This window comes from Streptomyces sp. NPDC055400, from assembly GCF_053644375.1.
In genome coordinates this window covers 144,813-163,289 of sequence record NZ_JBSHLM010000004.1, presented here as the reverse complement: position 1 = coordinate 163,289, position 18,477 = coordinate 144,813, and the positions used below count along the sequence as shown (strand labels likewise).

Below are 18,477 nucleotides of genomic sequence, written 5' to 3'. Positions count from 1 at the left end.
GGACGCACCTAAACACGATCGGCCGCCGCCCGCTAGAGGGCGACGGCCGATCATGCTCTGACCTGCGGCGATGTGGACTACTTCACCGAGGGGCCCACCTTCACCGTGATCGACGAGCCGTCGAGCGGCTGCCCGACGATCGAGATCCGGGTGTTGGTGTCAGTTGTCTGGACACTGCCGGTCGCGTCCTCCTTGTACCAGTACGTGCCCTTGTGGTCGTCGAAGACCGGGACGCCCTGCTGTGCCGGGATCTTGGTCTCGACGCCGAGCCTGTGCAGCGAGAAGCCCGGGTTCGGGAACCAGCTGAACGCGGCGTCGTACGGCTGGATCTTGTTGGTGATGTACTTGCCGTCGGCCCACTTGAGCGGCTTGGCGTGGGCGTCGACCGGCAGGATCAGGCCCTTGCCGGGGTGCTGGCCGACGTTGTTGTTGCGCTGCGAGGTGTCCCACTGCCAGATCATCAGGCCGGGACGGTACGAGTAGTGCTCGACCCAGTCGTTCTTCGCACCGCCGTCGCGCCAGCCGAAGTTGTACGGGCCGACCTTGAGGGTCTTGTCGTAGGAGACGTACTGGCGGTTCTCCGCGAGGTAGAACTGCGGGAAGTCGCCCGTCACGGCGGCGCCGACGCGCGAGAAACCGCGCGCGGTCCAGCCGTTGTCGTCACCCTCGGCGTTGTCGGTGAACAGCGCCTGGCCGTCCGCCTTGACGGTGAGGTTGTCGGCGGTGAAGCCCATGCCGCCGGCGCCGCCGTCCGTCTTGTAGCGGAAGCGGACGCTGATCTTCTGGCCCGCGTAGGCGTCCAGCGGGAACACCAGGTGCTGGAACTTGCCGGAGACGCCGGTCAGGGCCGGCTTGTCGCCGCCGTCGCGCGGGATGGTGACGCCGTCGGCGGTGCCGTCGATCGTCTTCCAGCTGGCGCCGTCGTCCGTGGACACCTGCGTGTACAGGTAGTCGTAGTCCTTCTCGATGTCGTACCAGCCGTCGAGTTCGAGGGCCGCCTTCGACTTGCCGGTCAGATCGACCGGGCGCGTCAGGGTGTTGGAGAGGTCGTCACCGTAGTCCGACCACCACTGCTTCGCGCCCTCGGTGGGCTTCACGATGTCGGTGGTGACGTTCTTCTTCTCGGGCAGCTCGACGACGAGGGCCTGCTTGCGCTTGGTGTTGTACGCCGAAACACCCAGCGTGTGCGTCGACTTGGTCGCCGCCTTGGCCTTGTCGTAGTTGAGCCAGCCGAGCTGCAGCTTGTCCCAGGCGGTCATGTCGCCCGGCATGTCGCCGATGGCGTCCTTGCCGGTGCCGAGCCAGGAGCCGGCCGACATCAGGGACCAGAAGCCGACCGAGTTCTCGCCGCTGTACGAGGTGTCGTACAGGTCGGGCAGGCCGAGGTCGTGGCCGTACTCGTGGGCGAAGACGCCGAGGCCGCCGTTCTCCGGCTGCATCGTGTAGTCACCCACCCAGATGCCGGTGTCGCCGACCGGGGTGCCGCCCGCCTTGAAGCCCGTCGGGCCGGTGTCGCCGTCGTCGCGGCCGTAGGCGTAACCGCGGTGCGCCCACAGGGAGTCGCCGCCCTGCGCGCCGCCGCCGGCCGACCCGTCCTCGCCCGCATGGACGATCTGGAAGTGGTCGATGTAGCCGTCGGGCTCGTTGAAGTTGCCGTCGTTGTCGTGGTCCGTGCGGTCCCACTGGTCGTACTGGGACAGGTCCGCCTTGATGTCGGCGTCGGACTTGCCGGCCGCCTTCTGCTGCTCGACCCACGCGGTCACGCCGTCGCGGACCAGGTCCTCGACGTTCGGGCAGTTGTCGGCGCCGCAGTAGTTGGAGCCGTAACGGGCCTCGTTGTAGGGGACCTTGGCCCAGTCCGAGACCTCGCCGTCGACCGAGTAGCGGCCCGACGACGTCTTCTCGTAGTAGGTCTTCAGCGAGTCGACTCCCTTGCCCGTACCGAAGTACAGGTCCTGGAAGTGCTTGCTGCTGTAGTCCTTCTGCCAGGCCGTGCTGTTGTTCCTGGCACGATCCGGCTCGGCTATCTGGTTGTGCAGCGGGCCGGGCGTGCCCCCGTACTTGGGCTTCAGGTCAGGCGTGTCGTCGTCGGCGCGGTCGACCAGCGTCGTGTTGTCGACCTTGTCGCCGAACTCCGTCAGGATCGTGAAGATCTTGTCGGTCCGCTCCCGGCCCAGCTCGACGTACTTGTCCTTGCCGAGCTTCACGACCTGCGAGCCGTCGCGCTGGACGACCTTCGACTTCCCGGAGAGCACCTGCTCCAGCGCGGTCTTGCGCTGCTGCTCCATCTGCCGGCTGAAGGGGCCGCCGATGACGTGCCCCTTGCCCCCGTACGTCTTGCCGTGCGACGTGGAGCTTCCTACGGCCGGGGTGTCGGCCTGGGCGCCCGTCGCGAGGACCGATCCGGCAGCCGCGGTCGCGGCCAGCGTCACGAGCACGGCGACGGATCTCAACGCCCGTCTCTTGGTGGTCACTTGATGGTTCCCCTCCTCCGTGGCCTCTCGGCCACGTATCACAAGTGACGCTATTTGACCGGAGGTGAAGGAGAAATAACAGACCTTGACTGGGACAATCGCAGTGCACTATGCAGGGGCGTGGCACCGGTATCCGGACGCGGGCTTCCCCCCAACGGGCGCGCCGAACCGTCCACTTCGTGGACTCGGTGACTCCGTGCGCCCCCCGTGCACCGGCACCGTGGGTTAGGTCACGCTTACCGCCCGTTCTCCTCGGGCATGCGTCGGATGAGAGTCATTTGACGGCGCGCTACGGCCAAGTCGACCCGGCTCCGCACCCCTTACATATGCAGCTGCCAATGGCTCCTGCTATACGCCAGTGAAGCAAGCATCCGCTGTCCCGAGGACGGATAACGCCATGCCGCGTCCGACTGCCGCACAGCTCGCCTACGGTTCCGCGACCGTGATCTTCTCGACACTCGCCATGCTGCTGTTGTCGCAGACGAGTTCGGGCCTCGGCCTCGCGGTCATCGCCCTGGCCGCACTCGGCCTCGGTCTCCTCGTGGCGCTGACGGTCCCCCTGCCGAAGTCGCGGCCCGCCGCCGCGCCGGCACCCGGGACCGCCGACGCCGGGGTCGTCACGGACGAGCGGGTGCCGGTGCGGCGGGCCGTCGTGCCCGCGGCGGCCCCGCAGGCCGCCCCCGAGTCCGTGTACGAGGTCGCGCCGTCCGGCACACGCGGACCGGCGGGCCCGTGATCCACGGACCCGCCACAAACACCGCCCCGCGTCTGCTCAGCCGGTGCTGACCACCACCGTCTTCGCGGCCTTGTCGTGCAGGCCCTGCTTGTAGGGCTTGTCGAAGAAGCTCCAGCCGCCGCAGATCGCGGTCCAGATGCAGGCGCAGCAGAACACCGCCGGCAGCCACAGGACCGCGGCGCGCACCAGGTTGGTCTGGACGCTGGGCGTGGCCCCGTCGTTGAGGTTCGCCACGCGCAGCTTGAGCAGCCGCTTGCCCAGGGTCTGGCCGGTCTTCGCGGTCATGAACGTGTCGTACCCGATGTAGAGGACCGCGGCGAGGACGGACTGGCCGAACTGCCTGCCGTACTGGATCTTGTCGGGGTTCGTCTGGTACTCGGCGATCCCGAACGCCCAGGACAGCAGCCCCACGACGATGCTGACCAGGATGATGTCGATGATCCGCGCGAGCACGCGCTTGCCGCTGTCCGCCAGGGGCGGCATCCCGGCCAGCGGGTCATCCCCGTAGGGGCCACCGCCGTAGGGGTCACCCCCATAGGGGCCTCCTTCACCGCCGCCGCCGTACGGGGGCGGTGGGGTGCCGCCGGGCGGGGGCGGCGGGGAGTCGTACGGGTTCCCCGGGCCCGGGGGGTTCTGCGGACCCTGCGGGTTCTGCGGGTCCTGGGGAGTCCCGTACGGGTCCTGCGGGCCGTCGTACGGTGAGCCACCGCCGCTCTGGGACGGCGGCGGCTTTCTGAACGGGTCGTCTTCCGGGGGCTGGCCTGAGCCGGGGGGCGGCGGTTCGGTGCTCATGGCCCGAGTCGACCGCGAACCCCCCGATTCCGCATCCGGCGAGCCGCCGTCCGGGGTACGACGGCCCGCCCCTGCGATGGCCGGGCGGGACGGCGGGGGTCAGCCCGCGACGAACGTACGGGCCGCCTTGTCGTGCCAGCACTGGCGCCACGGCCGGTCGAACAGGCACCACAGCACGCCGACGACGCCGATGGCCAGCAGGCCCGTCACGCTGTACACCAGCCAGCGCCGAAGCGCCGCGCCGAACGCGGGCGGCTCGTGCTCCTCGATGTCCCGCACCTGGAGCCCGCACACCTTCTTGCCCAGGGTGCGGCCCCACTTGGCGGTCGGCAGGGCCTCGTAGAGGACACCGGCGACGAGGAGGACGGCGAGGACGATGCCCAGGTAGGCGCCGGTCGTGCCGTCCAGCAGCCAGACCGTGGCCTGGCGGCCCGACGCCTTCGCCGCGTCGATCTTCCCGTCGATGTGGTCGACGGCCTTGGTCCCGAGCGGGACGGCCGCCACCGCGGTGATCGCGCCGAGCACCACCGTGTCGATGAGCCGGGCCGCGAGACGCTTGCCGGGCCCTGCGGGCCGCGCCGACGCCTGCGCCTGGGCCGCCGCCAGGAACGGGTCGTTGGCCACGGGCTTCCACGGCGTGACGGGGCCTTCCGGCTCCGCGGGTTCGCCTGCGGCAGGCTGAGCGAACTGGCCGGGCTGCCCGGACTGACCGGGTTGGGCGAGCTGGTGCACCTGCTGCGCCCAGGACGGCGAGCCGCCTCCGGGGCCGGAGGTCATGGGGGTGGCGGATGCGGCACCGGCGGCCTGCGGCGGGACCGCGCCAGGTCGGCCGGGGTGGGGCTGCTGCGCCGGGGTGGGGGCCTGGGGTGCGTGCGGGTGAAGGGGGGCGGCTTGGGCGGCGTGCGCCTGCTGGGCCTGCACCTGCTGGGCCTGGGGCTGCTGCGCCGGTCCCTGCGGGGCGAAGCCCGCTTGAGGCTGCGGCTGGGAGCCGGGCCTGGGCAGGGCGTCGGGCTGCTGGGGCGCGGGCTGCTGGGGCGCCTGCGAGTGCTGGGCGATGGGCGGTTGGGGCTGAGCCTGCTGGCCCTGGCTCTGGCCCTGACCCTGCTGCCCCTGTACCGCGGGCCCTTGCTGGCCCGGCACCTGCCGGGCGGACAGCGCTCGCATCGTCATCGTGCCCTCGGGGCGGTCCACGGGCGCCGTGGGCCGGCGGAACGTGACGGTCCCTTCCGTGGGCGGCGTCGGGGGCTCCGGCTGTGCGGGGCGGTTCGTGACCGCGCCGTCCGCGTGCTCCTCCTGATGCTGCTGCGGAGCAGGCACGCGCGGGTCGGCGCCCCAGGACACACGGCGGTCCTGCTCGCCGCCGAAGCCGGTCTGGCGGGACGCGTCCGCCTGCCAGGCCGTGGCGGGTTCGGGTGCGGCCGGCTCGTCCGAGTACCGCTCCGGCTCCTCGTCGAGGAAGACCGGGCCGGTCTCCTCGACGGGCAATGGCGAAGGAGAGGGAGAAGGCGGAGGGGTGGGGGCGGGCTCTGGGGCGGGGGCCGGGGTCACCCCGGCGGGGGCGGCGAGGGGTTCGCCGTCGGACGGGGCCGGGCGGCTCGTGCCGGGCACCCACGCGGCACCGTTCCAGTACCGGACATATCCGGGAATGGACGGGTCGGGGTAGTACCCGTCGCGGGGCCTGTCGTCGCCGGGGGCCGGAGTTGGGGCGCTCATGTCCGTCGTCCCGTATCTGCTCGGGGGTTTTGTTGGGGGTCCACATCTATCAGACCACCGCCCGCCCCCGGGCGGGTCCGCTCGTACGGACCACTTTCCGGGGACGCCGGAAAAACTTTCCGGAACTCGCGTAATGCTCCGCGCCCTTCGCCCTCTCTCCTTGCACGGGCCCGCTCTCGCGTGCCCCCGCACGACCCGTACGAGGAGAGGAAACGCACGACATGCACACCGTGGTGGAACGTGAACTCGAGCTGAGGCTCGTCCTGTCGCCCGAGCGCAGCATCCCCGTCCCTGCCCGGCTCACCTACCGCACCGACGACCCGTACGCCGTCCACATCGCCTTTCACATCGGCTCCGAGAACCCGGTCAACTGGACGTTCGCGCGCGAGCTGCTGGTGGAGGGGGTGTTCCGGCCGTGCGGGCACGGGGACGTGCGCGTGTGGCCGACGAAGGTCGACCGCCGCAGCGTCGTCCTCATGGCGCTGAGTTCACCGGACGGCGACGCGCTCCTGGAAGCGCCCGCCGCCGCCGTGTCCTCGTGGCTGGAGCGGACGCTGCGGGTGGTCCCTCCGGGCTCTGAGTCCGGGCGGCTCGGCATCGACGACGGCCTCGCCGAGCTGCTCGCACCCACCGGCGGCCGCGTCGACGAACTGTGGCTGAGCGACCCGTGGCCCTCGGACGAGTCCAAGGACGGTGAATGAGCGCGCGTCCGACGGGGGCGGATGCCTGCAGAAGAACGAACCAGGAGCGGCGGGCGTCAGAAGAGCTTGCCCGGGTTGAGCAGGCCGAGCGGGTCGAAGGCCGCCTTGACGGCGCGCTGCATCTCGATGCCGACCGGGCCGAGCTCGCGGGCCAGCCACTCCTTCTTGAGGACGCCGACGCCGTGTTCGCCGGTGATGGTCCCGCCGAGTTCGAGACCGAGCGCCATGATCTCGTCGAAGGACTCGCGGGCCCGCCGGCCCTCGTCGGCGTCCTGGGCGTCGAAGCAGACGGTGGGGTGCGTGTTGCCGTCGCCCGCGTGGCAGCAGACGCCGATCGTCAGGCCGTACTTCTCGGCGATCCGGTCGACGCCGCTGAGCATCTCGGCGAGCCTCGAGCGCGGCACGCACACGTCGTCGATCATCGTCGTGCCCTTGACGGCTTCGAGCGCGGTGAGCGAGAGGCGACGGGCCTGGAGAAGGAGTTCGGACTCGGCGGCGTCCTCGGCGGGGACGACCTGGGTCGCGCCCGCGGCTTCGCACAGGGCGCCGACGGCGGCGAGGTCGGCGGCCGGGTCGAGGGTGTCGAAGGCCGCGAGGAGCAGCGCCTCGGTGGTCTCGGGCAGCCCCATGTTCGCCATCGCGTTGACGGCCTTCACGGTCGTACGGTCCATGAGTTCGAGCAGTGACGGGACGTGACCGCCCTCCATGATCTTGCAGACCGCGTCGCAGGCGGCGTCCGTGGAGGCGAATTCGGCGGCCAGGACCAGCTGCTGCGGCGGCTCGGGCCTGAGCGCGAGCGTGGCCCGTACGACGATGCCGAGGCTGCCCTCGGAGCCGACGAACAGACGCGTGAGGTCGTAGCCCGCGACGCCCTTGGCGGTGCGGCGTCCCGTGGACAGGAGCCGGCCGTCGGCGAGGACGACGTCGAGTCCGAGGACGTACTCCGCCGTCACCCCGTACTTCACGCAGCACAGGCCGCCCGACGCCGTGCCGATGTTCCCGCCGATGGTGCACATTTCCCAACTGGACGGGTCCGGCGGGTAGTAGAGGCCCTTTTCGTTGACGGCCCGGGAGAGCGTGGCGTTGATGACGCCCGGCTCGACGACCGCGATCCTGTCGACGGTGTTGATCTCCAGGATGCGGTCCATCTTGACCAGGGACAGCACGACGCAGCCCTCGGACGCGTTGGCCGCGCCGGACAGGCCCGTGCGGGCGCCCTGCGGGACGACCGGGACGCGCAGCTCGGTCGCGGTGCGCATGACGTGCTGGACCTGCTCGACGGTGCGGGGCAGTACCACGACGGCGGGCGCGCCCGCGGCGCAGAAGCTGGCCATGTCGTTGGCGTACGAGGCCGTGACGTCGGGGTCGGTGAGGACCGCCCCGGCCGGGAGGCCTTCCTGAAGTCGTTCGGTGAGTGTGCGGCTCATGATCACAGCGTCGCACTCGGGGCCATCGGTGTGAACCCGTCTGAGACGCCCTTCACGTGCCGGGATGTTGCCGTGATGTGCTCTTCGTATTGACGCACAGTGTGCGTCATGAAGACCGAGCGGACCGGGCAGATCGAAGCGGAGCGGCCGGCTGCGGCCACTGGTCACGAGCCGGGGCGCCCTCTGTCCCCGCTGGCGAAGGGCGCACTGGTCAGCGCCGTCACGGGGGCCCTGGTGCTCGGCGGCATCCTGCTGGTGCCGCCGTCCTCGCCGGAGCGCGGCGCGGCGCCCGCTCCGGGGTCCGCCGGCCGCGCGGCGACCGCGGAGGCCGCGGGGGCCGAGGCGTCGCTGCCCGATCTGACGGCCCTCATCAGGGACCGCGAGTCGTATCTGCGGGCCCATCCGCGTGACGACCGGTCGTGGGCGGTGCTCGGGGCCGCCTACGTGGAGCGGGGGCTGAGGACGGCCGACTCGGCGTACTACCCGAAGGCGGAGCGCGCCCTGCGGACCTCGCTGAAGACGCGGCCCGCCGGGAACGTGGACGCCCTGAACGGGCTCGCCGCGCTCGCCAACGCGCGGCACGACTACCGCGCCGCGAAGAAGTGGGGCGAGGCGTCCGTGAAGCTGGCGCCGAAGCGGTGGACGACGTATCCGCTGCTCATCGACGCCTACGGGCAGCTCGGGGACTACAAGGCCGTGGACCGGGCCCTGGAGAAGCTGACGAAACTGCACTCGGGCGCGGCCGTGATGGCACGCGAGGGGCAGGTCTACCGGGCCCGCGGCTGGCGTGACGACGCGCTCGCGTCGCTGACCGACGCGGCGGCGCTCGCCTCGACGCCGTCCGAGCAGGCCGCGTGCCTGCACCGGGCGGGCGAGCTGACGTGGGAGCGGGGCCAGCCCGCACAGGCGCTGAACTACTTCGCCCAGGCCCTCGCGGCCGACCCCGACCAGGACGCCTCGCTCGCCGGGAAGGGCCGCGCCCTGACGTCGCTGGGCCGTACGACGGAGGCGCTCCAGGCGTACCGGAGCGTGCTCGCCAAACGCCCGCGGCCCGAATACGCCCTGGAACTGGGCGAGTTGTACGAGTCGATGGGGTTCAGCGACGCGGCGAAGGAGCAGTACGACCTGCTACGGGAGCGGGTGGACGCGGACGGGGCGAACGGGGTCGACGACTCGCTCCTCCTCGGCCGGTTCGAGGCGGACCACGGGGAACCGCGGGCGGCCGTGACCCGGCTACGGGCCGAGTGGGGGCGGGCGCCCAGCGTGCAGACCGCGGACGCGCTCGGCTGGGCGCTGCACAAGGCGGGCGACGACAAGGAGGCGCTGACGTACGCGAAGCGCGCGACGGACCCGGAGCACGGGGGCACCGTACGCAGTGCGCTGATCGCCTACCACCGGGGGGAGGTGGAGAGGGAGCTGGAGCTGGACGGGCCCGCCCGCCGGCACATCGGCGAGGCTCTGCGCATCAACCCGGCGTTCTCGCCGCTCCTGGCCCCGCTCGCGAAGGAGGCGCTGGCCGCGCTGGGCGCCCCGTCGACCGAAGGGCCGCCCGAGAAGGTGCGGAAGCCGAAGACGAACGCGGCACCGTCGCCGAGGCCCCACGCGGCGCCCCGGAGCCCGGCCCCCGAGCGCCCCGGATCCCGGCGTCCGCCGGGCGAAAGCCCCGCGGCCCGCCCGGCCGCCCCCGTCGCGCCGCCCAAGTCCGCGGCCCCGCCGGCCACGCCTCCGGCAGCCTCGGCCCCGGCCCCGGCCAATCCGTCGTCCCAGCAGGCTCCTCAGGCGCCCAAGTCCCCAGGCACGTAACCCCCCGAAACCCGGGGCCCCGGAACCCTAGGGCCTGGCTAGATCACGCCCGTCCCGATGAGCCCGTTCCGCGTGATCAGGGACGCCAGTTCTTCCTCGCTCAGGCGGTCCGTTCCCGCGGGGCGCCTGGGCAGGACCATGTACCGCGTCTCCGCGCTGGAGTCCCAGACCGTGATGCCCACGGACTCCGGGAGCGTCACGCCGAACTCGGCGAGGACGCCGCGCGGGTCCCGCACGACACGGGAGCGGTACGCCTCGCTCTTGTACCAGCCGGGCGAGGGCCCGAGCAGGCGCAGGGGGTAGCAGGAGCACAGCGTGCAGACGATGACGTTGTGGGTGTCGGCGGTGTTCTCGACGACGCGCAGCCGCTGCTTCTGAACTCCCCCGGCGGCGAAGCCCAGTTCACCCACCGCTGCGGTGCCGTCGGCGAGGAGCCGCTCGTGGTAGGCCGGGTCGGTCCACGCGCGGGCCACGACCTTCGCGCCGTTCACGGGCGAGGCGCCCGCCAGGAACCCGTCGATGACCTCGTCGACGGTGTCGCCCCCGACGATGCCCCGCGCCTCCAACAGGCTTTCCAGGCGCCGCACCTGACGGGAGATCACCGCGTCCTCGTGCGTACCGGACATCACTCGGCCTCCCTCAGATAGCTCTCCGACAGGTCGAGTACGACGTGGTGGTCGCCCTCGCCCCACAGCTCGCGCGCCGCGAACCGGACCGCGTAGATCATCTCGACGGGGGCGTCGTCCCGCCCCTGCGCGCGCACGTCGGCGAGCGGCGCCCGGCCCTCCGGCTCGACCACGACGCCCCGCTTGCCGCGGGCGTACCGCGGCAGGCGTGTGTGGTGCGGCGGGTCGTGCGGGTACGTGCGGACGCGGGCGCCGGCCGCGAACCGGTCAGTCATCGCGCAGCGCCCCTTCCTCGATGACGCCCTTGCGTTCGAGGAGCGTGCGGATCGCGTGGAACCACCGCTCGTAGTACGAGGCCGCCAGGTACTCGCCCGGCGGCATCGTCTCGATGGCGTCCCTGAATTCGTCGAGGTTGAAGACCCCTTTGACGAGGAGCGCGCGCTGGAGGGCGAAGACGCGCGCCTCCCAGTCCGCGTGAAAGGGCTCGGCGTCGTCGCTGGTGTCGATGGCGCCGAACCCTGTCATGCCGCCCACGTCATTGATCCTGGCCATGACACCAGCCTAGACGCGGTCCCTACAGATTGCCGCGCTTGTCCTGCTCGCGCTCGATCGCCTCGAAGAGGGCCTTGAAGTTGCCCTTTCCGAAGCCCATCGAGCCGTGCCGCTCGATCATCTCGAAGAAGACGGTCGGCTTGTCCTGGACCGGCTTGGTGAAGATCTGCAGCAGGTAGCCGTCCTCGTCGCGGTCGACGAGGATCTTCTGCTCGCGCAGGGTCTCGACGGGCACGCGCGTCTCGCCGGCCCACTCGCCGAGCGTGTCGTAGTACGAGTCGGGGGTGTCGAGGAACTGGACGCCCGCGGCGCGCATGGTGCGTACGGACTCGACGATGTCGTTCGTGGCGAGCGCGATGTGCTGGACGCCGGCGCCGCCGTAGAACTCCAGGTACTCGTCGATCTGGGACTTCTTCTTGGCGATGGCCGGCTCGTTGATCGGGAACTTGACCTTGAGCGTGCCGTCCGCGACGACCTTCGACATCAGCGCGCTGTACTCGGTCGCGATGTCGTCGCCCACGAACTCCTTCATGTTCGTGAAGCCCATGACCTTGTTGTAGAACGCCACCCACTCGTTCATCCGGCCGAGCTCGACGTTGCCGACGCAGTGGTCGATGGCCTGGAAGGTCCGCTTGGCGGGCGGCGCGACCATCGGGGCGGCGGCCTCGAAGCCCGGCAGGTAGGGGCCGTCGTACCCGGTGCGCTCGACCAGCGTGTGGCGGGTCTTGCCGTACGTGGCGATCGCGGCGCGCACGACGGTGCCGTGCTCGTCCTTGGACTCGTACGGCTCGGTGATGCCGCGGGCGCCGTGCTCGACGGCGTACGCGTACGCGGCGCGGGCGTCCGGGACCTCGATGGCGAGGTCGACGACGCCGTCGCCGTGCTCGGCCACGTGGTCGGCGAGGAAGTGGCCCCAGTCGGTGGCGACCTTGATGACGGAGGTGAACACGAAGCGGGCGGAGCCGTTCGTGAGCACGTAGGAGGCCGTCTCGCGGCTGCCGTTCTCCGGGCCCGAGTAGGCCACGAGCTTCATGCCGAAGGCGGTCGAGTAGTAGTGGGCGGCCTGTTTGGCGTTGCCCACGGCGAAGACGACCGCGTCCATTCCCTTCACCGGGAAGGGATCGGCCTCGCGCGCGGTGTCGGGGGTGGTCTGGGTGTTCGCAGAAGTAGCTGCCATGGCCCGAGGCTCTCTCCGAACCACAAGGTGCGCAATAGTTTGAGATTCCGGTGGTCAATCTGCTCAGCGGATTGTCAATATGGGCGGGCGATCTGTACAGGATGACCACCACGGAGGCCCGTATGGCGATCGATCATCTGGACGGGCAGCTGATCCTGCTGCTCGCGCGCGAGCCCCGGATCGGGGTGCTCGAGGCGTCCCGGCGCCTGGGCGTCGCGCGTGGCACCGTGCAGGCGCGCCTCGACCGGCTTCAGTCGAACGGAGTCATCCGGGGCTTCGGACCTCAGGTGGACCCGGCGGCCCTCGGCTATCCGGTCACGGCGTTCGCCACGCTGCAGATCCGGCAGGGCCAAGGCCCCGACGTCAGGGCGCACTTGACGACCGTCCCCGAGGTCCTCGAACTCCACACGACGACCGGCACCGGCGACATGCTGTGCCGTCTCGTGGCCCGCTCGAACGCCGATCTCCAGCGGGTGATCGACCGGGTCGTGGGTTTTGATGGCATCGTCCGGGCTTCCACCGCGATCGTCATGGAGAACCCCGTTCCGCTGCGGATCATCCCGCTCGTGGAGCAGGCCTCGTCGGATTCCTGACGCGCACGTCCTAGGCGCGCACGTCCTGGACGCTCGCGGAGTCCGCCCGGACGAGGTGCGTGCCGGCGCTGCGTCTTCCCGGGGACAACCCCGGACCACCGGCTGAAGCCGGCCGGACGACAGCCCGGCGCAAGGAGGTGAGGCCCGTGAACTTCTGGGACTACATCAGCGCGGCCCATCAGCAGCTGCTGGCGGACGCCTACCAGCACGCCAGCGTGGTCTTCCAGTGCATGGTCGTCGCGACCGTCATCGGCGTGGTGATCGGCGTGGTCACCTACCGCAGCGAGTGGGCGGGCAACCTCGCCACCACGACGACCTCGACCATCCTGACGATCCCCTCGCTCGCCATGATCGGTCTCCTCATCCCGATCGTCGGCCTCGGCGTCCCCCCGACGGTCATCTCGCTCACCCTGTACGGGCTGCTGCCCATCGTGCGGAACTCGATCGTGGGCCTGCGGGGCGTGGACCCCTCCCTGATCGACGCGGCGCGCGGCATCGGCATGTCCCGCACGGCCCGGCTCGCCAAGGTGGAGCTGCCTCTCGCCTGGCCGCCGATCCTCACCGGGATCCGGGTCTCCACCCAGATGCTGATGGGCATCGCCGCCATCGCGGCCTACGCGTCGGGCCCCGGGCTCGGCAACGAGATCTTCCGCGGCATCGCGTCCCTGGGCAGCAAGAACGCGCTGAACCAGGTGCTCGCGGGCACGGTCGGCATCATCATCCTCGCGCTCCTCTTCGACGCCGCGTACGTCCTCATCGGCCGCCTGACCATCCCGAGGGGGATCCGTGTCTGATTCCTTGCCCGAGACCCCCACGGCCGCCGCCACGGCGACCGCAACCGCCGATGGCGGTGCCGGGGAGTCCGGCTCCACGACCGGGGCGACGATCGAGCTGGAGAACCTCACCAAGCGCTACCCCGGATCGGCCGCGCCCGCCGTGGACAACGTCAGCCTGGAGATCAAGGCCGGCGAGACCGTCATCTTCGTAGGACCCTCGGGTGGCGGCAAGACCACCCTCCTCAAGATGATCAACCGGCTCATCGAGCCGACCAGCGGCCGCATCAGGATCGGTGGCGAGGACGTCACGGACATGGACCCGGTGAAGCTCCGGCGCAAGGTCGGCTACGCGATCCAGTCCTCGGGGCTCTTCCCCCACATGACGGTCGCGCAGAACATCGCCCTGGTGCCGAAGATGATCGGCTGGTCCAAGTCGAAGATCAAGGCGCGCGTCGAGGAGATGCTGGACCTGGTCGGCCTCGACCCGGGCGAGTTCCGCGGCCGCTACCCACGCCAGCTCTCCGGAGGCCAGCAGCAGCGCGTGGGCGTGGCACGGGCGCTGGCGGCCGACCCGCCCGTGCTCCTGATGGACGAGCCGTTCGGCGCGGTCGACCCGATCACCCGCGACCACCTCCAGGACGAGCTGATCCGCCTCCAGCGGGAGCTGCACAAGACGATCGTCTTCGTCACCCACGACTTCGACGAGGCGATCAAGATCGGCGACCGCATCGTGGTCCTGCGCGAGCGCTCGCACATCGCCCAGTTCGACACCCCCGAGGCCATCCTCACCAACCCCGTCGACGACTTCGTGTCCGGCTTCGTCGGCGCGGGCGCGGCCCTCAAGCGCCTCAACCTCACCCGCGTACGGGACGTGGAGGTCACCGACTACCCGACGGTGCAGGTCGACGACCCCCTGCAGACCATTTTCGACAAGCTGCGCGACGCGGGCACCAACGAACTGCTCCTGCTCGACAAGCGGCGCCGCCCCTACAAGTGGCTGCGGCGCGGCGACCTGATGCGCGCCAAGGGGTCACTGGCCCGCGCGGGAACCCTCGTGCACGACACGGTGACCCGGGACGCGACCCTGCGCGACGCGCTCGAAGCGGTCCTGACCGACAACGCGGGACGCGTCGCGGTCACCGGGCGGCGCGGCGAGTACGAGGGCGTCGTCGACATGGAGACGCTGATGAACTCCGTACACGAACTCCTGGACGCCGACCGGCTCGAGGCCGTGGAGCACCAGCACGAGCTGGAGGAGCTGCGGGCCCAGCAGACCCATCAGGAGCAGGAAGGCGAGGGGGGACTGAAGGCGTGAACACCCCCAAGTCGCCTCCGGACAAGCGTCCGGAGGGCGAGCACGAGGTGAAGGGCGTCGCGTTCCGCGACGAGGGCGAGGCCGAGCAGGAGGCACCACCACCGCCGCAGGTCCGCGAGAAGCGCCGGATCTCCTGGCAGAAGCTCACGTTCCTGCCGGCCGTGATCGTGGCCGTGCTGCTGGCCACCTGGCTCTGGTTCCAGCAGGCCACCCTGGACACGATCACCGAGAACGCCATCTCGGGCGGTCAGGTGTGGAAGCTCGTCAAGCAGCACATCTACCTGACGGTGGTCTCCACGTTCTTCGTGCTGATCATCGCGATCCCGCTGGGCATCCTGCTGACCCGCAGGATGTTCCGCAAGGCGACCCCGTTCGCCCTCGCCTTCGCCAACATGGGCCAGGCCACCCCCGCGATCGGCCTGCTCGCCCTGCTGGTGATCTGGCTGGGCATCGGCCGGCGGTCGGCCCTGATCGGCATCATCATCTACGCGATCCTGCCCGTGCTCTCCAACACCATCGCGGGCCTGAAGGCGAACGACCCCACACTCCTCGAATCGGCGCGCGGTATCGGCATGTCACCGTTCGGCGTCCTCACCAAGGTCGAACTCCCGCTGGCCGTACCGCTGATCCTCGCGGGCGTGCGCACGGCGCTCGTCCTGAACGTCGGCACGGCGACCCTCGCCACGTTCGGCGGCGGCGGCGGACTCGGCGTCCTGATCACCACCGGCATCACCAACCAGCGCATGCCGGTCCTGGTGCTCGGCTCGGTCCTGACCGTCGCGCTGGCCCTGCTCGTGGACTGGCTGGCGTCGCTCGCCGAGCTCCTTCTGCGGCCACGCGGACTGGAGGCGCGGACATGAGGCGTACGCACCGTGCGGCGGCGGCAGCGGGCCTCGTCGCGTCACTGCTCGCGGGCTGCGGACTGACCAGCGGCAGCCCGCTGGTCGACGACGTGAAACCGGGCTCGATCGGCAAGGGTGAGCCGCTCAAGGGCGCCAATATCACCGTCACGTCCAAGGAGTTCACCGAACAGCTGATCCTCGGCGCCATGATGGGCATCGCCTTCAAGGCGGCCGGCGCCGACGTCCTCGACCGCACCGGCATCCAGGGCTCCATCGGCGCCCGCGAGGCCGTCAAGAGCGGTGAGGCGGACGGGATGTACGAATACACGGGCACCGCCTGGATCACCTATCTGGGCCACTCCACCCCCATCCCGGACCCGCAGGCCCAGTGGCAGGCCGTGCACGACGCCGACCTCAAGAACGGCATCACCTGGCTGCCGAAGTCCGCACTCAACAACACGTACGCGCTGGCCATGAACGAGGCCAACTTCAAGAAGTACGGCACGAAGACCCTCTCGGACGTGGCCGCCCTCGCCAAGAAGAACCCCAAGGCCGTAACGCTGTGCGTGGAGAGCGAGTTCGCCAACCGCGCGGACGGGCTGCACGGCATGGAGAAGGCGTACGGCATGAAGATCCCGACCGCGAACGTCACGCAGATGGACACCGGGATCATCTACACGCAGGCCGCGAAGGGCACCTGCACCTTCGGCGAGGTCTTCACGACCGATGGCCGCATCAGGGCGATGAAGCTCAGGGTGATGGCGGACGACAAGCACTTCTTCCCGAACTACAACGCGGCCCCGGAGATGAACACCAAGTCCCTGGAGAAGTATCCGGCGATGGCGAAGGTCATCGAACCGATCACGAAGAAGCTCAACAACACGGTCGCGCAGGAGCTGAACGCGAAGGTGGACGTCGAGGGCCAGGACCCGCACACCGTGGCGAAGGAGTGGCTGGTGCAGGAGGGGTTCGTGACGGAGTGAGCCGGCCCTGGGTCTAACAGCTGGGGACCTTGCTCCCGTCACCCTTGTCCAGGGCCGTCAGCGCCGAGACCGCGCCCCGGAGCGTCGTCACGGGGATCAGCCGCATGCCCTTGGGCACCTCGGCCTTGGCGTCGCCGCACTCCGCCCTCGGCACCAGGAACACCTTGGCGCCGTCGCGCCAGGCGGCCTGCGTCTTGAGCGACACCCCGCCGACGGCGCCGACCTTCCCGCCGGAGGTGATGGTGCCCGTACCTGCGATGGAACGGCCGCCCGTGAGATCGCCCCCGCTGCCGTTGCCGTCCAGCTTGTCGACGATGCCGAGGGAGAAGAAGAGCCCCGCGCTCGGCCCGCCGACGTCAGCGAGCTGGAGGTTCACCTTCACCTCGTCCGGGGACTTGCCCAGAAAGCCGAGCGCGGCCTCGGTCGCGGAGTCCTGCGACTTCTTCATCTCGCCGAGGTTGTGCTGCTCGATCTCCTTGGTGGAGTCACCCGAGGGGTACACGGCGTCGCGGGGCATGACGGCACGGTCCGTACGGAACCAGCTGTCGACGACGTCACCCAGGCTCACGTCCGCGTCGGGCCCGGTCGCCACGATCGTCACCATGCGCAGCTTCCCCGTGGTCTCCCGGGTGGGCGCCCCGGAGATCTCGATGACGGGCTTCCCCTTCGAATCCCCGAGCACATCGGTGGTCGGCCCGGGCTGCGCCAGCGCGAACGGCAACGGCGCAAACCCCGCCACGGCAAGCAGAGCCACCACAGGCAGAGCACACACGGCAAGGGCCCTGGGCCGAGAAATCCGAGAGAGAAGCACGAGCCCAATCTAACGCGAGGGACACACGGGACGAGGGCGCCCCATAGAGGCACGGGGAACCGCGCGACCAGCCACACCCGCCCCGCAGCCAACAACGAACCGGTCGTTCAAGGGGCGCGGGGAACTGCGCGACCAGCCACACCCGGCCCGCAGAAGACAACGGACCGCTTCACTCAGGGGCGCGGGGAACTGCGCACCCAGCCGAGACGAACCCGCAGAAGACAACGGACCGCCGACAAGGGGCGCGGGGAACTGCGCAAACCGCCCGGCACTGATACCCCGCACAAATAACCGGCACGCAGCGCGCCTAGCGCAACGCGTCGGCAACCTCCCGCGCCGCATCAAGAACCCGCGGCCCCACCCGCTCAGGGACGGAGTCCGAAAGCATCACGACCCCCACACTCCCCTCGAGCCCGCCCACCCCCACCAGCGGCGCCGCGGCGCCACAGGCACCGGCCTCCAGCTCCCCGTGGGTCAGCGTGTAACCGGGCTCAGGCACCAGCCCCTGCCGCGCAGCGAGTATGGCGCGGCCCGCGGCCCCCCGGTCGAGCGGATGCCGGAAACCGGCCCGGTACGCCACGTGATAGTCCGTCCAGGTCGGCTCGACGACGGCCACGGCGAGCGCTTCCGAGCCGTCGACCAACGTGAGATGCGCGGTGGCCCCGATGTCCTCGGCAAGGGACCGCAGCGCCGGCAGCGCAGCTTCCCGTACCAGCGGATGCACCTGGCGGCCCAGGCGCAGCACGCCGAGCCCCACCCGCGCCCGCCCTCCGAGGTCGCGTCGGACCAGGGCGTGCTGTTCGAGCGTGGCGAGCAGGCGGTACACGACGGTGCGGTTCACGCCGAGCTTGTTGGACAGCTCGGTGACCGTCAGTCCGTGGTCGGTGTCGGCGAGCAGCTTGAGGACACGCAGTCCCCGGTCGAGCGTCTGGGAGGTCTCCGCGGTCACGACGCCCACTCCTTAGTGGTGAAGGCGGCGGCCCCCTCCGCGGCGGTTGCGACGCCGGTCCCGTGGGCGACGCGCGTCAGAGGCCGCCGGTCGGCAATCGACCCGGTTCGGATGGTCCCGGGCGGAGGCGCATGGCGCACCGGCTGCGCTCCGCGGCGGCTCTGCCACGGGGCGTGTGCGTTGCCGGGAATGTAGCGAGGTCGTCCC

The 18,477-nt window shown here is 70.6% G+C and carries 18 protein-coding genes; 8 read left to right on the top strand and 10 right to left on the bottom strand.

All coding sequences use genetic code 11. The features are described from left to right. Positions 1–77 precede the first annotated feature (77 nt). On the bottom strand, positions 78–2,474 hold the full coding sequence (locus ACWIGU_RS11970; RefSeq protein WP_454399882.1) for an immune inhibitor A domain-containing protein: 2,397 nt from the start codon (positions 2,472–2,474) through the stop codon (positions 78–80). Positions 2,475–2,871: 397 nt separating this feature from the next. On the opposite strand from ACWIGU_RS11970, the gene ACWIGU_RS11965 reads away from it, so the two are divergent. Next, positions 2,872–3,210, top strand: coding sequence for a hypothetical protein (locus ACWIGU_RS11965; protein WP_454399880.1), 339 nt, complete (start codon positions 2,872–2,874; stop codon positions 3,208–3,210). A gap of 36 nt (positions 3,211–3,246) precedes the next feature. Here ACWIGU_RS11965 and ACWIGU_RS11960 read toward each other — a convergent pair whose 3' ends face one another. Both ACWIGU_RS11960 and ACWIGU_RS11955 read right to left on the bottom strand, forming a co-directional pair. Next, complete coding sequence (locus ACWIGU_RS11960) at positions 3,247–4,002, bottom strand: RDD family protein (protein WP_454399878.1); 756 nt, start codon at positions 4,000–4,002, stop codon at positions 3,247–3,249. Between the two features lie 99 nt (positions 4,003–4,101). Beyond that, positions 4,102–5,715 carry an RDD family protein gene (locus ACWIGU_RS11955; RefSeq protein WP_454399877.1) on the bottom strand — a complete coding sequence of 538 codons (1,614 nt, stop codon included), beginning with the start codon at positions 5,713–5,715 and terminating at the stop codon, positions 4,102–4,104. Between the two features lie 221 nt (positions 5,716–5,936). On the opposite strand from ACWIGU_RS11955, the gene ACWIGU_RS11950 reads away from it, so the two are divergent. Further along, positions 5,937–6,416, top strand: coding sequence for an SsgA family sporulation/cell division regulator (locus ACWIGU_RS11950; protein WP_454399875.1), 480 nt, complete (start codon positions 5,937–5,939; stop codon positions 6,414–6,416). Positions 6,417–6,472: 56 nt separating this feature from the next. On the opposite strand, the gene ACWIGU_RS11945 is transcribed toward ACWIGU_RS11950, so the two are convergent. After that, on the bottom strand, positions 6,473–7,843 hold the full coding sequence (locus tag ACWIGU_RS11945; RefSeq protein WP_356289119.1) for an FAD-binding oxidoreductase: 1,371 nt from the start codon (positions 7,841–7,843) through the stop codon (positions 6,473–6,475). A 108-nt stretch (positions 7,844–7,951) separates the two neighbouring features. Between ACWIGU_RS11945 and ACWIGU_RS11940 the strand changes: the two genes are divergently transcribed. Then, positions 7,952–9,646 carry a tetratricopeptide repeat protein gene (locus tag ACWIGU_RS11940; protein ID WP_454399872.1) on the top strand — a complete coding sequence of 565 codons (1,695 nt, stop codon included), beginning with the start codon at positions 7,952–7,954 and terminating at the stop codon, positions 9,644–9,646. A 38-nt stretch (positions 9,647–9,684) separates the two neighbouring features. On the opposite strand, the gene nthA is transcribed toward ACWIGU_RS11940, so the two are convergent. The 4 genes from nthA to hppD are packed head-to-tail and all read right to left on the bottom strand — an operon-like array spanning position 9,685 to position 12,001. Continuing rightward, positions 9,685–10,272 carry a nitrile hydratase subunit alpha gene (gene nthA, locus ACWIGU_RS11935; RefSeq protein WP_454399870.1) on the bottom strand — a complete coding sequence of 196 codons (588 nt, stop codon included), beginning with the start codon at positions 10,270–10,272 and terminating at the stop codon, positions 9,685–9,687. Then, positions 10,272–10,547 (bottom strand): SH3-like domain-containing protein, encoded by a 276-nt coding sequence (locus ACWIGU_RS11930; RefSeq protein WP_399973424.1) that lies wholly within the window; start codon positions 10,545–10,547, stop codon positions 10,272–10,274. Before ACWIGU_RS11930 ends, nthA begins: the two co-directional genes overlap by 1 nt. Continuing rightward, positions 10,540–10,824, bottom strand: coding sequence for an SH3-like domain-containing protein (locus ACWIGU_RS11925; RefSeq protein WP_100593958.1), 285 nt, complete (start codon positions 10,822–10,824; stop codon positions 10,540–10,542). Before ACWIGU_RS11925 ends, ACWIGU_RS11930 begins: the two co-directional genes overlap by 8 nt. 22 nt (positions 10,825–10,846) lie before the next feature. Continuing rightward, positions 10,847–12,001: a 4-hydroxyphenylpyruvate dioxygenase gene (hppD, locus tag ACWIGU_RS11920; RefSeq protein ID WP_454399868.1), complete on the bottom strand. Its 1,155-nt coding sequence runs from the start codon at positions 11,999–12,001 to the stop codon at positions 10,847–10,849. A gap of 122 nt (positions 12,002–12,123) precedes the next feature. Between hppD and ACWIGU_RS11915 the strand changes: the two genes are divergently transcribed. The 5 genes from ACWIGU_RS11915 to ACWIGU_RS11895 all read left to right on the top strand — a co-directional run bounded on the left by ACWIGU_RS11915 (position 12,124) and on the right by ACWIGU_RS11895 (position 16,510). Beyond that, positions 12,124–12,594: an Lrp/AsnC family transcriptional regulator gene (locus ACWIGU_RS11915; RefSeq protein WP_100594293.1), complete on the top strand. Its 471-nt coding sequence runs from the start codon at positions 12,124–12,126 to the stop codon at positions 12,592–12,594. Between the two features lie 146 nt (positions 12,595–12,740). After that, a complete protein-coding gene (locus tag ACWIGU_RS11910) occupies positions 12,741–13,388 on the top strand; it encodes an ABC transporter permease (protein WP_356289107.1) in 648 nt (215 codons plus the stop codon). 91 nt (positions 13,389–13,479) lie between these two features. Next, positions 13,480–14,685, top strand: coding sequence for a betaine/proline/choline family ABC transporter ATP-binding protein (locus ACWIGU_RS11905; protein WP_454400535.1), 1,206 nt, complete (start codon positions 13,480–13,482; stop codon positions 14,683–14,685). Next, the gene (locus ACWIGU_RS11900) at positions 14,682–15,545 is read left to right on the top strand and encodes an ABC transporter permease (RefSeq protein ID WP_454399865.1); all 864 of its coding nucleotides are present in this window, start codon (positions 14,682–14,684) and stop codon (positions 15,543–15,545) included. Before ACWIGU_RS11905 ends, ACWIGU_RS11900 begins: the two co-directional genes overlap by 4 nt. Further along, positions 15,542–16,510: a glycine betaine ABC transporter substrate-binding protein gene (locus ACWIGU_RS11895; RefSeq protein ID WP_454399864.1), complete on the top strand. Its 969-nt coding sequence runs from the start codon at positions 15,542–15,544 to the stop codon at positions 16,508–16,510. The genes ACWIGU_RS11900 and ACWIGU_RS11895 overlap by 4 nt, the downstream gene beginning before the upstream one ends. A gap of 13 nt (positions 16,511–16,523) precedes the next feature. On the opposite strand, the gene ACWIGU_RS11890 is transcribed toward ACWIGU_RS11895, so the two are convergent. Together ACWIGU_RS11890 and ACWIGU_RS11885 are read right to left on the bottom strand one after the other, a co-directional pair. Beyond that, positions 16,524–17,321: a S16 family serine protease gene (locus ACWIGU_RS11890; protein ID WP_454399862.1), complete on the bottom strand. Its 798-nt coding sequence runs from the start codon at positions 17,319–17,321 to the stop codon at positions 16,524–16,526. A 307-nt stretch (positions 17,322–17,628) separates the two neighbouring features. Next, entirely contained in the window at positions 17,629–18,270 is a 642-nt protein-coding gene (locus tag ACWIGU_RS11885; RefSeq protein WP_454399860.1) for an IclR family transcriptional regulator, read from the bottom strand. Positions 18,271–18,477: the final 207 nt, after the last annotated feature.

Coding starts and splice junctions, on each gene's coding strand:
- ACWIGU_RS11940 (WP_454399872.1), top strand. CDS start 7,952: ATGAAGACCGAGCGGACCGGGCAGATCGAAGCGGAGCGGCCGGCTGCG.
- ACWIGU_RS11895 (WP_454399864.1), top strand. CDS start 15,542: ATGAGGCGTACGCACCGTGCGGCGGCGGCAGCGGGCCTCGTCGCGTCA.
- nthA (WP_454399870.1), bottom strand. CDS start 10,272: ATGTCCGGTACGCACGAGGACGCGGTGATCTCCCGTCAGGTGCGGCGC.
- ACWIGU_RS11950 (WP_454399875.1), top strand. CDS start 5,937: ATGCACACCGTGGTGGAACGTGAACTCGAGCTGAGGCTCGTCCTGTCG.
- hppD (WP_454399868.1), bottom strand. CDS start 12,001: ATGGCAGCTACTTCTGCGAACACCCAGACCACCCCCGACACCGCGCGC.
- ACWIGU_RS11965 (WP_454399880.1), top strand. CDS start 2,872: ATGCCGCGTCCGACTGCCGCACAGCTCGCCTACGGTTCCGCGACCGTG.
- ACWIGU_RS11930 (WP_399973424.1), bottom strand. CDS start 10,547: ATGACTGACCGGTTCGCGGCCGGCGCCCGCGTCCGCACGTACCCGCAC.
- ACWIGU_RS11925 (WP_100593958.1), bottom strand. CDS start 10,824: ATGGCCAGGATCAATGACGTGGGCGGCATGACAGGGTTCGGCGCCATC.
- ACWIGU_RS11960 (WP_454399878.1), bottom strand. CDS start 4,002: ATGAGCACCGAACCGCCGCCCCCCGGCTCAGGCCAGCCCCCGGAAGAC.
- ACWIGU_RS11915 (WP_100594293.1), top strand. CDS start 12,124: ATGGCGATCGATCATCTGGACGGGCAGCTGATCCTGCTGCTCGCGCGC.
- ACWIGU_RS11945 (WP_356289119.1), bottom strand. CDS start 7,843: ATGAGCCGCACACTCACCGAACGACTTCAGGAAGGCCTCCCGGCCGGG.
- ACWIGU_RS11955 (WP_454399877.1), bottom strand. CDS start 5,715: ATGAGCGCCCCAACTCCGGCCCCCGGCGACGACAGGCCCCGCGACGGG.